This is a genomic window from Cellulosimicrobium sp. Marseille-Q8652 (assembly GCF_965112045.1).
Map to the genome: position 1 here is coordinate 574,040 of NZ_CBCOPS010000002.1, position 14,485 is coordinate 588,524.

The window sequence follows — 14,485 nt, forward strand, 5'->3', positions numbered from 1 at the left end:
AGAACCACCATGGCACGACCGATCACCCTCTTCACGGGGCAGTGGGCCGACCTGCCGTTCGAGGAGGTGGCCCGCCTGGCGTCCGGGTGGGGCTACGACGGGCTCGAGATCGCCTGCTGGGGCGACCACCTCGACCCGTGGCGCTGGGACGACGAGGAGTACGTCCAGGGCAAGCTCGACCTGCTCGCGAAGTACGACCTCGAGGTCTACGCCATCTCGAACCACCTCAAGGGCCAGGCCGTGTGCGACGACCCGATCGACCAGCGCCACCGCGACATCCTGCCGGACGTCGTGTGGGGCGACGGCGACCCCGAGGGCGTGCGCCAGCGCGCCGCGGAGGAGATGAAGTACACCGCACGCCTCGCCGCGAAGCTCGGCGTGAAGACGGTCGTCGGCTTCACGGGCTCGGCGATCTGGAAGTACGTCGCGATGTTCCCGCCGGTCTCCCAGGAGGCCATCGACGCGGGCTACCAGGACTTCGCCGACCGCTGGAACCCGATCCTCGACGTGTTCGACGAGGTCGGGGTGCGGTTCGCGCACGAGGTGCACCCGAGCGAGATCGCGTACGACTACTGGACGACCGTGCGCACGCTCGAGGCGATCGGGCACCGCGAGGCGTTCGGCCTCAACTGGGACCCGAGCCACATGGTGTGGCAGGACCTCGACCCGGTGAGCTTCCTGTGGGACTTCAAGGACCGCATCTACCACGTGGACTGCAAGGACACGAAGAAGCGCATGGGCAACGGCCGCAACGGCCGCATGGGCTCGCACCTGGCGTGGGCCGACCCGCGCCGGGGCTGGGACTTCATCTCGACCGGCCACGGGGACGTGCCGTGGGAGGACGCGTTCCGCATGCTCAACACGATCGGCTACGACGGCCCGATCTCCGTCGAGTGGGAGGACGCCGGCATGGACCGCCTGATCGGTGCCCCCGAGGCCCTCGAGTTCGTCAAGAAGTACGCGTTCGACGCACCCGACGCCGCGTTCGACGCCGCGTTCTCGACGAAGTAGGGATCTGCCCGCACCTCTTCCCGGGCCGAGCGCCCGGGTCCTGCCGTCCGATGCGCCACCGCCTCCGTCCGCCCTGCGGCCGGGGGCGGTGGCGTGCGTGATCGTTCCTGATTGTTCTACGGGCGGTTTTATCTAACCGAGACCACAATCGTTCGGCTTTTGGTTGACGGTCGTCATAAGTGGCCCTACGTTGTCAGTCATGCGAGCCGATGACGTCGCGCAGGACCTGCTTGCCCAGGCGTTGGTGCCGGGCACGCGGGACGCGGGAGCGACGACCACTGCCCCTGGCGCACCGACCGCCCCCTCGGACCACCCCGGACGTCGTGCCCGGCCCGTCCCGGACGGTCTGCCCGCGTCCGGGTACCGCGCCGGCATCCTCGGCACCGGCTTCATGGGCGGCGTGCACGCCCGGGCCGTGCGGACCGGCGGCGGGTCGGTCACCCTCGTCGCGGCCCACGACCTCGAGACCGCGCTCGCCGGGGCGGGCGCGCTCGGCGCGCGAGCCGCCGTCGAGACCGCCGAGGAGCTCGTGACGTCTCCCGACGTGGACGTCGTGCACGTCTGCACGCCCAACCACCTCCACGTCGAGCTCGCCCGTGCGGCGCTCGAGGCCGGCAAGCACGTGGTGTGCGAGAAGCCGCTCGCGGTCGACGTGGAGGGCGCCGAGGAGCTCGCCGCTCTCGCGGGCGAGGCGCGCGCGGCCGACGGGAGGGTCGCCGTCGTGCCGTTCGTCTACCGCTTCCACCCGATGGTCCGCGAGGCGCGCGAGCGGGTGCGCGCCGGGCAGGTCGGGGCCGTCTCGCTCGTGCACGGCTCCTACCTGCAGGACTGGCTCCTGCGCGACTCCGACGACAACTGGCGCGTGGACCCCGCCCTCGGCGGCCGGAGCCGTGCGTTCGGCGACATCGGCTCGCACTTCTGCGACCTCGTCGAGTTCACCACGGGCCACCGCATCGCCCGTCTCGTCGCCCGGTCGGCCACGGTCAACCCGCTCCGGCGCGGAGCCGACGGGGTCGCGCGCCCCGTGGCGACCGAGGACCTCGTCACGCTCCAGTACGAGACCGACCACGGCGCGCTCGGGACCGCCGTGATCTCGCAGGTGTCGGCGGGCCGGAAGAACCGGCTCCACCTCGAGATCTCCGGCTCGCAGTCCACGCTCGCGTTCGACCAGGAGCAGCCCGAGACCCTCTGGGAGGGTCGCCGCGACGGCAGCAGGCTGCTCGTGCGCGACCCGGAGACGCTCTCGCCGGCCGCCGCGCCGTACTCGAGGCTCCCCGCCGGGCACGCCCAGGGGTACCAGGACTGCTTCGACGCGCTCGTCGCGGACACGGCCGCCGCGGTCCGGGGGACCGTCCCGGACGGGCTGCCCACGTTCGACGACGGCCTGCGCGCCGCCCGGCTCGCGGCCGCCGTGGGCGAGTCGGTGCGGTCCGGCGGCTGGGTGGAGGTGCCCCGATGACCGCGACCACGACGCGCGAGCCGCAGCGTCCCGCCTCCGGGGACGGCGTGCCGGGACCCCTCCTGCGCCTGCGCGGCGTCGGCAAGGAGTTCTTCGGCAACTCCGTGCTGCGCGACATCGACCTCGACGTGCGTGCCGGGGAGGTGCACGCGCTCGTCGGGGAGAACGGCGCCGGCAAGTCCACGCTCATGAAGATCATCGCCGGCGTCCACCGCCCCGACGGCGGCACGCTCGAGCTGGACGGGCAGGTCATCACCTTCGCGTCGCCGCTCGCCGCCCAGCACGCCGGCGTCTCGACCGTCTTCCAGGAGTTCAACCTCCTGCCCGAGCGGTCCGTCGCCGAGAACGTCTACCTCGGCCGCGAGCCGCGCCGCGCCGGGCTCGTCGACCGGCGCCGCATGCACGACGACACGGACCGGCTCCTCGCCGACCTCGGGCTGTCGAGCCTCTCGGCGCACCAGCGCGTCGGCTCGCTCTCGGTCGCGCAGCAGCAGGTCGTCGAGATCGTCAAGGCCGTGTCGTACGACGCCCGCATCATCTCGATGGACGAGCCGACCGCGGCGCTCGCCGACCAGGAGGTCGAGCTCCTCTACGAGCTCGTCCACCGGCTCAAGGAGCGGGGCGTCGCGATCCTCTACGTGTCGCACCGGCTCAAGGAGATCTTCGACCTCTGCGACACCATCACCGTGCTCAAGGACGGCAACCACGTCCTCACGACGCCGACGACCGACATCGACCCCGACGGCCTCGTGCGGACCATGGTGGGCCGCGAGTTCGCGGGGTACTTCCCGGCCAAGGACCCTGCCGTGGTCCCCGGCGAGGTGCGCCTCGCGCTCGAGGGCGTCGGGAACAGCCAGGTCGACGACGTGACCCTCGAGGTGCGCGCGGGCGAGATCGTGGCGCTCGCGGGTCTCCAGGGCTCGGGACGCACCGAGATCGCGCACGGCGTCTTCGGCATCGCCGGCTTCACGCGGGGCCGCGTGCTCGTCGGTGGGAAGCCGGTCGACGTGCGCTCGCCGCGCCAGGCGGTCCGCGCGGGGCTCGCGCTCGTCACCGAGGACCGCAAGGCCGAGGGTCTCGCGCTCGGCCAGTCGATCCTCGCCAACGCGCGCCTCGTGCTCGACTCCGTCCTGCCCGGCACGGCCGACCGGCGCGCGCGGCGCATCCCGGGCATCCTCTCGTCGCTCGAGCTCGTCGCGAGCTCGCAGGAGTCGGAGGTCCAGTACCTGTCGGGCGGCAACCAGCAGAAGGTCGTCCTGGCCAAGTGGCTCGTGACGGACCCGCAGGTCATCGTCCTGGACGAGCCGACGCGCGGCATCGACGTCGGCGCCAAGCGCGCGGTGTACGACCTCATGCGCGAGCTCACCGCGAGCGGCGTCGCCGTCCTCGTCATCTCCTCCGAGCTGCCCGAGGTCGTCGCGATGGCGGACCGCATCCTCGTGATGCGGGACGGCCGGCTCGCCGGCGAGCTGCCCGCGGGGAGCGACGAGGAGACCGTCATGGCGCTCGCGACAGGTGCGGGCGAGGAGTCGGCGGAGCACGTCGCGGTCGACCTCGCCGTCGTGGCGCACACCGACGACCTGCCCGGGCACGACCCGTCCGGGACCCGCCCGGACGGACGGGACGACACCCGGACCGGCTCGCACGGCCCGAAGGAGGACCGATGAGCACCGCGGTCGCGACCGCCGCCCCCACCGCACGCCCCGCCGCGCGACGTCGGCGGCGCATCGGGTCGACGGAGATCGTCTACCTCGCCCTCGTGGGCATCCTCGTCATCGCCGGCGTGCTCGTGGCGGCCGGCGGGGGCAACCTGTTCAGCACGGCCAACACGGCGTACATGCTCACGCAGACGAGCCTGCTCGGCTTCGTCGCGATCGGGCAGACGTTCGTCATCCTGTGCCGGTCCCTCGACCTGTCCGTCGGCTACGTCGTCGCGCTGTGCTCGATCGTCGGCGCCACGACGATGGCCGGCGACCCGTCGCGCGTGTGGCTCGGGGTGCTCGCGGCCGTCGGCGTCGCGGCGGTCGTCGGCCTGGTCAACGGGCTCGTGATCACCAAGCTCCGCGTCAACCCGTTCATCGCCACTCTCGGCGTCGGGCTCATCGTCAAGGGCTACCTCGACACCCAGTTCAAGGGCCCGGCGGGCGACGTCCCGGCGTCGTTCCAGATGTTCGGGTACACGCGCGTCGGTCCGGTGCCGGTGTCCACGATCGTCATGCTGGTCGTCGCGGCGGTCGGCGTGGTCCTGCTCACGCGGACGCGTCCCGGGTACCACATGTTCGCCGTCGGCGGGAACACCGACGTCGCGCGGCTCTCGGGGATCCGCACCGACCGGACGCTGATCCTCGCGCACGTGCTCTGCTCGGTGTGCGCGGGCGTCGCCGGCCTGCTGATCGCGGCGCGCTTCGGCACGGGCAACGCGCTCGTCTACTCCTACGGCCTCGATCTCGACTCGATCGCCGCCGTGGTCCTCGGCGGGACCCTGCTCATGGGCGGCCGCGGCTCGATCGTCGGCACGGTCGGGGGCGTGCTCATCCTCGCGGTGCTCGACACGGTGTTCAACGTGCTCGACGTCGACCCGTTCTTCAAGGACGTCCTGCGCGGGGTCGTCATCATCGCCGCCGTCGCGCTGTACGCCCGCCGCCAGATCGACCCGGCGAGCAGCCGCGCCCGGTTCCGCACGGGCGGGCGCGGCGCGCCACCGGGACGCGCGCAGCCTCGGCCCGACGCCCCGACGACCACCGCAGGAGGTGCGTCCGCATGACCACCGTCGCGCCGCGCCGGACCATCCCGTCCCGCGCCCCCAGGGCCGGCCTCGTCGAGCGGCTCACCGCGGGCGGGAGCTGGACGGTCTTCGCCCTGCTCGTCCTCGTCTTCGTCGTGATCCTCGTGATGAACCCGTCGTTCGGCGAGCCGACGTCGCTCATGGCGTTCGTCAAGAAGGCCGCGCCGCTCGTCATCCTCGCGATCGGCCAGTACTTCGTCATCGTGTCGGGCGAGTTCGACCTGTCGGTCGGCTCGCTCGTGGGTGCGCAGGTCGTCATCGCGGCCAAGCTCATGGACGGCGAGGACTCCATGACGTGGCCCGTCATGGCGCTCATGCTCGTCTTCGGTCTCGCGGTCGGCCTCGTCAACGGTCTCGTGACGACGCTGCTCAAGGTGCCGTCGTTCATCACCACGCTCGGCATGATGCTCGTGCTGTACGGGGCGATCCGGCTCTGGACCGGCGGTGCGCCGACCGGCGCCCTCACCGAGGGCTTCCGGCAGTGGGGCCGCGGGGGAGTGCCCGACAACCCCGGCCAGTTCCAGGTCCCGTGGGCGCTCATGGTCGTCGTGGTGCTGGGCGTGCTGGCGGCCCTGCTCATGCGCCGCCCGTTCGGTCGCACGCTCGTCGCGACCGGTGACAACGACGTGGCGGCGGCCTACTCCGGCTCGTCCGTCTGGTGGGTGCGCACGCGCGCCTTCCTGCTCTCGGGATTCATGGCGACCGTCGCCGCGGTCCTCATCGGCGGCTACGCCGGGGTCACGGCGCAGGTCGGCCAGGGCCTCGAGTTCATGGCGATCACGGCCGTCGTCCTCGGTGGTGTCGTCCTCGGCGGCGGCCGGGGGACCGTCGTCGCGGCCATGGCCGGTGCCCTCACGCTCGAGGCGCTGTTCACGCTCTTCAACCAGCTCAGCCTGCCGTCCACGATCCGGCCCGCGGTGCAGGGCGTGATCATCATCGCCGCGGTCGCGTACGCGGCGATGCCCCGCCGGGGCAGGCGGCGTGCCACCCCGGGCGAGACCCCGTCCGCCGCGGGGCCGTCCGCCGAGCCGAAGGAGCCCGCCCCCGCCCACGTCTGACGCAGCGGCCCCGGCCGACGCCGGCGGCGACACCCGACCGAGACAGCCACCAGCCCCGCGACGGGTCGCACCGCCGCGACGGGTCCCCAGCACCACACCTTCCCCCGCACCCGCGGGACGACGACGTCCACCAAGGAGAGAGAAGGACATGCGACGTACACGAGCACTCCTGGCCGGCGCGGCAGTGGCGACACTGTTCCTCACCGCCGCCTGCACCACCGACACCCCGACGGACACGCCGGAGGGCGGCGAGACCTCGGCCGAGGAGACCGAGGGCGGCGAGGAGAACGGCGGCGCGGACTCCGAGTGGTTCGTCCAGGCCGACTACGACCGCCAGCTCGCGCAGCGCGACATCGACCCCGAGGGCCCGGCCGACGAGCCGTGGCTCCAGGCGATCGAGCCGGAGTACGTGGACACGGCCGAGTTCGCGAGCGAGGGCGGCGACAAGACGCTGTGCTTCTCCAACGCCTCGGTCTCCAACCCGTGGCGCGTCACGGGCTTCATCACGATGCAGCAGCAGGTGCAGGTCCTCGAGGAGGAGGGCGTCATCGGCGAGTTCCGGGTCTCGGACGCCGCCGACGACGACAACAAGCAGATCTCCGACATCCAGGCCTTCGTCGCGGCGGGCGACTGCGACGCGATCATCATCTCGCCGTCGACGACCGCGACCCTGACCCCGGCCGTCGAGGCGGCGTGCGAGAGCGGCAAGCCCGTCATCGTGTTCGACCGTGGCGTCGAGACCGACTGCATGGTCACCTTCATCCACCCGATCGGCGGCTACGCGTACGGCGCCGACGGCGCGGAGTTCCTCGTCGACAACCTCGACGAGGGCTCCACGGTCCTCGCGCTGCGCATCCTCCCGGGCGTCGACGTCCTGGAGAACCGCTGGGCCGCCGCCGACAAGATCTTCTCCGAGTCGGGCCTCGAGGTCGTCGGCCAGGAGTTCACCGGTGGTGACGCCGCGCAGATCAAGGACATCGTCACGCAGTACCTCCAGCGCGGTGACGTGGACGGCATCTGGATGGACGCGGGCGACGGCGCCGTCGCCGCGGTCGAGGCGTTCGAGGACGCCGGCAAGCCGTACCCGGTGTTCATGGGCGAGGACGAGATGAGCTTCCTGCGCAAGTGGCAGGAGACGGACATGACCGGGATCGGGGCCGTGTACTCGAACTTCCAGTGGCGCACCCCGATCCTCGCGGCGCAGATGATCTGGGCCGGCGAGGAGGTCCCCTCCGAGTGGGTCCTCCCGCAGGACCCGATCGAGGCCGACGAGCTCGACGCGTACCTCGAGGCGAACTCCGAGATGCCGTCGCTGCACTACGCGAAGTTCGGCGGCGAGGACCTCCCGGGCTACCCGGAGGCGTGGACGGACCGCTGACGGACCGCCGACCTGCTGCCGACCGACCGCTGACCGGTCCCCGGCGGACCGCTCGCGGCCCGGTGCCCGACGGCGGACCGTCGCCTCCTCGCCGGAGGCGACGGCCCGCCGTCGGGCACGGGCACGGACCACCGACGAGAGAGAGCGACGTGGCTCATCCCGACCAGACCGCCCTGCGTTCCCGGCGCCTCGGCGTCAACACCTGGGTGTGGACCTCACCCCTCACCGACGCGGCCCTGCGCGAGATCGCGCCACGCGTCGCCGGCTGGGGCTTCGACGTGCTCGAGCTGCCCGTCGAGCACGTCGACGACTGGGACCCGTCCCTCGCGGCGCGCGTCCTCGCCGACCACGGGCTCGGCGCGAGCGTGTCGCTCGTCATGGGCGACGGGCGCGAGCTCGTCGCGACGGACGCCGCGACCGTCCGCACGACGCAGGACTACCTGCGCCGCGTCGTCGACGCGGCCGGCACGGTCGGGGCACCGGTGATCGGCGGCCCCGCCTACGCGTCCGTGGGGCGTACCTGGCGCCTGACCGACGCCGAGCGCGAGGCCGCCTACGACGAGCTCGCCGAGCACCTCGGACCCGTCGTCGAGCACGCCGTCGAGGCGGGGGTCGTCGTCGGGCTCGAGCCGCTGAACCGGTACGAGACCAGCCTGGTGAACACCGTCGACCAGGGCCTCGAGGTCGTCGGGCGGCTCCCCGCGGAGGGCATCGGCCTGATGCTCGACATCTACCACATGAACATCGAGGAGACGGACCTGCCCGCCGCCGTGCGGCGCGCGGGCGAGCGCATCGCGCACGTCCAGGTGTGCGGCAACGACCGCGGCGCGCCCGGGACCGACCACCTCGACTGGCCCGCGTTCCTCGGGGCGCTCGACGCGACGGGCTACGACGGCCCGCTCGTGATCGAGTCGTTCACGGCCGAGAACGCGACCATCGCCACGGCCGCCTCGATCTGGCGGCCGCTGGCACCGACCCAGGACGCCATCGCCGTCGATGGCCTGGCCCACCTGAGAGGACTGATGCCCACGCCGGAGCTCTCGTAGTCGTAGCTCGACCGCCGGCGCCGGCACGCCGCGGGATGACGACCACCCTGCCCGGACGACGACGCCCGGGCCCGCACGTCATGCCCCTGGAGGCACCACGATGACCGCACGACGTCCCCGTAGGGGGAGGTCCGTCGCGGCCCTGACCATCGGAGCGCTGGCGTTCACGCTCGCGCCCGTCACGATGGCCTCGGCCGACGTCGTACCGATCGAACCCGACGACGAGCACAAGGTGCTCATCTTCACCAAGACCACGCAGTTCCGGCACTCCGAGGCGATCACGCAGGGCACCCCGGTGCTCGAGGCCGCGTTCGCCGAGGCGGGCATCGAGTCCGACCACACGGAGGACTCGAGCGTCTTCACCGACGAGGGCCTCGCGGACTACGACGCGCTCGTCATGTTCCAGACCTCGGGAGACCCGTGGGACGCGGACCAGAAGGCCGCCCTCGAGCGCTACCAGCAGGCGGGCGGCGGCATCGTCGCCATCCACAACGCCACGGACATGCGCGGCAGCTACGACTGGTGGGACGACATGATCGGGGCGCTCATGCCCGGTCACGCGGCCACCGGGTCGAGCCCGGGCCTGCCCGGCACGGTCCGCGTCGAGGACCGCACGCACCCGTCGACCGAGCACCTGCCGCAGCGCTGGGACCGCGCGGACGAGTGGTACAACTTCTCGGCCAACGTGCGCGGCGACGCGCACGTCCTCGCGACGATGGACGAGTCCACGTACGACCCGGGCGGCAACCGCATGGGCTACGACCACCCGATCTCGTGGTGCAAGCCCTACGACGGCGGCCGTGCCTGGATGACCGGCATGGGCCACTTCGGCGCGCACTACACGCAGGAGCCCGACCTCGTCCAGCACATCGTCGGCGGCGTGGAGTGGGCGGCGGGCATGGTCGAGGGCGACTGCGGCGGCACGGACTGGAGCCAGTTCGAGAAGGTCGCGCTCGACACGAACACGAGCGCCCCGTACTCGATGGACGTCGCGCCGGACGGCCGGGTGTTCTTCACGGAGCTCGTGCGCGGGCAGATCCGCGTGTACGACCCGGAGACCCGGAACACGACCACGGCGATCACCCTCCCGGTGTACTCGGGCGGTGAGGACGGCCTGCTCGGGCTCGCCCTGGACGAGGACTTCGCGTCCAACGGCTACCTGTACCAGTACTACTCGCCGGCGAGCGCCGACGACACGAACGCCGACAACTTCTTCAACCGCCTCTCGCGGTTCACGGTCTCGTCCGACGGGCCGGGGTCCACGGTCATCGACCCCGCGTCGGAGGTCGTGCTCCTGGAGGTCCCGGCCGGTCGTCTGCCGGACGAGCCGGGGCACACGGGTGGCGGAGTCATCGTCGACCCGGCCACGGGTGACCTCTACCTGGGCGTGGGCGACGACGTGAACCCGCACTCGGAGCCGTCGGGCGGCTACGCCCCGCTGTCCGAGCGCGACGGCCGTCTGCACGACGCGCGCGCGACGTCGGCGAACACGAACGACCTGCGCGGCAAGGTGCTGCGCATCCACCCCGAGGACGACGGCACGTACACGATCCCCGAGGGCAACCTCTTCGCCCCGGGGACCGAGAAGACGCTGCCCGAGATCTACGCGATGGGCTTCCGCAACCCGTTCCGGTTCACCATCGACCCGGACACGGGGAACCTCGGCGTCGCCGACTACTCCCCGGACAACGGGTCCGACGCCCCCGCCACCCGCGGTCCCGCCGGCATCGCCGAGTGGAACCTCGTCAAGGAGCCCGGCAACTTCGGCTGGCCCTTGTGCATGGGCGACAACGAGCCGTTCCGCGACGTCGACTACCGGACGAGCCCCGTCACGGTGGGCGCCTTCTTCGACTGCGACGCCCCGGTCAACGACTCGATCCTCAACACGGGCCTGACCGAGCTGCCCGCGGCCCAGCCGGCCGACATGTGGTACGGCTACCAGCGCTCGTCCGTGCCCGGCGGCATCAACGCCGGCGGCGGCCTCGCGCCGATGGGCGGACCGTTCTACCAGTTCGACCCGGAGCTCGAGTCCGACACCAAGTTCCCCGGGTACTACGACGGCAAGCCCTTCTTCTACGACTGGGCGCGCAACGCGATGTACTCGATCGACCTCAAGGACCCCGAGGCCGCGGCCGGCGTCACCGACGTGGAGAAGGTCAACCCCTTCCTCCCGCAGGAGGAGTTCCTCGCGCCGATCGACTCGAAGTTCGGTCCCGACGGCGCGATGTACGTGCTCGACTGGGGCGGCGGCTACGGCCGTGACAACCCGAGCTCGGGCCTGCACCGCATCGACTACGTGTCGGGCTCGCGCTCGCCGGTCGCGTCGCCCACGGCGACCCCCGACTCCGGCATCGCGCCGCTCGTGGTCTCCTTCGACGGCTCGGACAGCTCCGACCCGGAGAACGAGGACCTCGCCTTCGCGTGGGACTTCGACGGTGACGGCCAGACCGACTCGACCGAGGTCGCGCCGAGCCACACGTACACCGAGAACGGCGTCTACGACGCCCGCCTCACGGTGACCGACCCCTCGGGCAAGACCGGCACGGCCACCGTGCCGATCACCGTGGGCAACACCCGGCCCGAGGTCGACTTCGGCCTGCCGCCGACGGGGGCGTTCTTCAACTTCGGCGACGCGATCACGTGGGACGTCTCCGTGACGGACGCGGAGGACTCGCCGGACGGCGACGCGATCGACGACGAGCAGGTCATCATCCAGCCGGCGCTGGGGCACGACGCGCACGCGCACCCGTCAGAGCCGCTCCACGGCCGCACGGGCACGGTGCAGACGAGCCTCGGCGGCGGTCACGGCGAAGACATGAACGTCTTCTACGTGATCGACGCGCGGTACACCGACGACGGCGGCGAGGGTGACGTGCCCGCGCTGACGGGTTCGGACACCACGCTGATCTTCCCGAAGAAGCGCGAGGCCGAGTTCCACACGGCGGCCGAGGGCACCACGACGATCCCGAGCCGCGACGTCGAGGGCGGCGGGTCCGTCGTCACCGGGGCCGACGGCGCCTGGGCGTCCTACGACCCGGTGAGCCTGTACGGGGTCGAGGCGCTCAACCTGCGGGTCGCCTCGGCGTCCGCGGGCACGATCGAGCTGCGTCGCGACGCACCCGACGGCGAGCTGCTCGGCACGGCCGAGGTGCCGCAGACCGGGCTCGGCACGTTCACCGACGTGCGCGTCGAGGCGACCGACCCGATGGAGCCGTTCACGCTCTACGTGGTCTTCCCCGGCGCGGGCGAGCGCCGCCTCAACTTCATCGAGGCGGACGGCAAGGCCGTGTCCGACACGACGCGTCCGAAGGTCAGCATCACGTCCCCCGCGGCGGGGGCGGAGCTGGAGCAGGGCGAGATCACGGTGACGGCGGAGGCCGACGACACCGAGAACACGGTCACCCAGGTCGAGTTCTTCGTCGACGGCGAGCCGATCGGGACGGACACCGAGGCGCCGTACGAGGCGACGTGGGAGGTGACGGCGGACAACACGTACGAGCTGACCGCGGTCGCCACCAACGACAAGGGGCTGTACACCCGGTCCCGCGTCGTGGTCGCCCAGGTCGGCGACCTGTTCGCCGAGATGAAGACCTTCACCAACGCGAACGGCACGTTCGAGCAGCTCGCCGAGGGCAGGTACCTCATCACGTCGGGCGGCGCGAACATGTGGCAGGGGACGAACGAGTACTCCTCCATCTACCGCGAGCAGTCGGCCGACGAGGACTGGTCGGCGACGGTGCGGATCAACAGCCAGGGCAACTCGAACGGGTCCGCCAAGGCGGGGATCATCGTCCGCAACGACGTCACGCAGGCGGGCGGCTCGCCGGGCTACGCGGCCCTCGGCATCCGCCCCAGCGGCGGGTTCGAGTGGCTGCGGGGCAACGCGAGCGGCCAGCTCGCGACGTCGACCAGCGCCAGCACGACGAGCTACCCCGCGTGGGTGCGCATCGTCCGTGACGGCGACCTGTACACCGCCTCCTGGAGCAAGGACGGGCAGAGCTTCACGCAGATCGGCGAGCCGCAGGCCCTGCCGGGAGCGGCGTCCGTCCAGGACGTGGGCCTGTTCGTCACCGCGCACAGCACCACGACGACCAGCGCGGTGGAGTTCCAGGACTTCGTGTTCGACGACGATCCGACCACGCCGGAGGAGCCGGGCGAGCAGACGCCGCCGCAGTGCCTCGCGCACGCGTCGGACGAGTTCGACGGCGACGAGCTCGACGGTCGCTGGACCGTCGTGCGCCAGGCCGAGGGCAGCGCGATCAGCGTCGCCGACGGCCACGCGGTCCTGCCGGTCGTCCAGGGCGACATCAACGAGGCGATGACGGGACCGATCAGCTACCTGGGTCAGCCCGCTCCCGCCGGTGCCTGGACGCTGGAGACGAAGCTCGACGTGCCGCTCGCGCGGCACTGGCAGCACGCCGGTCTGCTGGTGCACGCGAGCGACGACGAGTACACCAAGCTCGCGTTCACGAAGAACCAGAACGGCAACCGCTTCCTCGAGTTCCAGACCGAGACGGGCGGCACGCGCACCTGGCACGGCCAGGGGAACGTCGCCGCGGACTTCCCGTCGGCCATCCACCTGCGCCTCGTGTCCGACGGGGAGCAGATCACGGCGGCGTACTCGGCCGACGGCGAGACGTGGACCGACCTGGACGGGGCCGCCCCGGTCAAGGACGGTGCGACCTTCGGCGTCATGGCCGGCGGCGACACCGCCACGGCGAACACCGTCGCGAAGGTCGACTACGTCCGCGTCAGCGGGGCGGAGCCGGACGACGGCGAGCGCGAGCCGAGCGACGAGTTCGAGGGCGACGCCCTCGACGGGTGCCGCTGGGACGCGGTCGTGCGGTACGACGGCACGAAGGCCGTGGTCGGCGGCGGCGAGCTGCGCGTCACCACCCAGCCGGGTGACATCAACGCGGCGGCCAACGGCGACCCGCGCAACTTCGTCCTCCAGACGGCACCGGAGGGCGACTGGGTGGCCGAGACGCGGTTCAAGGCGCCGCTCGCGCACCGCTGGCAGCTCGCCGGTCTGCTCGCCTACGCGGACGACGACAACTACGTCAAGCTCGACGTGGTGGCCAAGAACGCGCCGGGTGCGGCGCTGAACCTGGGTGCCGAGCTCGTCTCGGAGAAGGGCGCCCAGTTCGGCAACGGCGGCAACCGTGCGCTGGAGATCGCGGACTCCACGGAGTCCGGCTACTGGTACCTGCGGCTGGAGAAGACGGGCAGCACGTACCAGGGCTGGGTCAGCGACGGCGGCGTGAGCTGGCAGCCCCTCGGGGAGCCGGTGACGAACGACGTGCCGCTCACGTCGGTCGGCGTCATGGCCATCGGGCCGGAGCAGGAGACGCCCGTCACCGTGGCGTTCGACTGGTTCCGGCTCACGGCCGGCGACGAGGAGCCCGCGGTCGCGGTCGAGGCGGAGGCCTCGGTCCGCTGCCTCGCGGGCAAGGCGTACGTCGCGGTCCGCGCGACGAACGCCGACGAGGCGGCCGCGGCGATCACCCTCGCCACGCCGTACGGCACCAAGGAGTTCGGCGAGGTCGCGGTCGGCAAGAGCGCGTACCAGTCGTTCGCCGTCCGTGCCGCGGACGTCGAGGCGGGCGCTGCGACCGTCACGGCGACGATCGGGGACAGGACGGCCACGCTCGAGGTGCCGTTCGACGCCCACACCTGCGGGTGACGACCGCCGGCGGTGGGCCGACCGGCCCACCGCCGGCAACCCGCCCGTCCGGCCGGTCCGGCCGG

8 protein-coding genes are annotated in these 14,485 nt (G+C 72.1%); all 8 read left to right on the forward strand.

The genetic code is table 11. The annotated features are described in order from the left end of the window. The first annotated feature begins 9 nt into the window (after positions 1-9). The 8 genes from ACWPWV_RS12450 (at position 10) to ACWPWV_RS12485 (ending at position 14,420) form a co-directional block, all read left to right on the forward strand. The gene (locus ACWPWV_RS12450; RefSeq protein WP_454043293.1) at positions 10-1,011 is read left to right on the forward strand and encodes a sugar phosphate isomerase/epimerase family protein; all 1,002 of its coding nucleotides are present in this window, start codon (positions 10-12) and stop codon (positions 1,009-1,011) included. A gap of 199 nt (positions 1,012-1,210) precedes the next feature. Then, positions 1,211-2,470, forward strand: a complete 1,260-nt coding sequence (locus ACWPWV_RS12455; protein ID WP_454043294.1) for a Gfo/Idh/MocA family protein — start codon at positions 1,211-1,213, stop codon at positions 2,468-2,470. After that, positions 2,467-4,137 carry a sugar ABC transporter ATP-binding protein gene (locus ACWPWV_RS12460; RefSeq protein WP_454043295.1) on the forward strand — a complete coding sequence of 557 codons (1,671 nt, stop codon included), beginning with the start codon at positions 2,467-2,469 and terminating at the stop codon, positions 4,135-4,137. The genes ACWPWV_RS12455 and ACWPWV_RS12460 overlap by 4 nt, the downstream gene beginning before the upstream one ends. Then, entirely contained in the window at positions 4,134-5,234 is a 1,101-nt protein-coding gene (locus tag ACWPWV_RS12465) for an ABC transporter permease (RefSeq protein WP_454043296.1), read from the forward strand. The genes ACWPWV_RS12460 and ACWPWV_RS12465 overlap by 4 nt, the downstream gene beginning before the upstream one ends. After that, positions 5,231-6,313, forward strand: a complete 1,083-nt coding sequence (locus ACWPWV_RS12470; protein ID WP_454043297.1) for an ABC transporter permease — start codon at positions 5,231-5,233, stop codon at positions 6,311-6,313. Before ACWPWV_RS12465 ends, ACWPWV_RS12470 begins: the two co-directional genes overlap by 4 nt. A gap of 148 nt (positions 6,314-6,461) precedes the next feature. Further along, on the forward strand, positions 6,462-7,691 hold the full coding sequence (locus ACWPWV_RS12475; protein ID WP_454043298.1) for a substrate-binding domain-containing protein: 1,230 nt from the start codon (positions 6,462-6,464) through the stop codon (positions 7,689-7,691). A gap of 149 nt (positions 7,692-7,840) precedes the next feature. Then, complete coding sequence (locus tag ACWPWV_RS12480) at positions 7,841-8,737, forward strand: sugar phosphate isomerase/epimerase family protein (RefSeq protein WP_454043299.1); 897 nt, start codon at positions 7,841-7,843, stop codon at positions 8,735-8,737. 100 nt (positions 8,738-8,837) lie between these two features. Beyond that, positions 8,838-14,420: a ThuA domain-containing protein gene (locus ACWPWV_RS12485; protein WP_454043300.1), complete on the forward strand. Its 5,583-nt coding sequence runs from the start codon at positions 8,838-8,840 to the stop codon at positions 14,418-14,420. Positions 14,421-14,485: the final 65 nt, after the last annotated feature.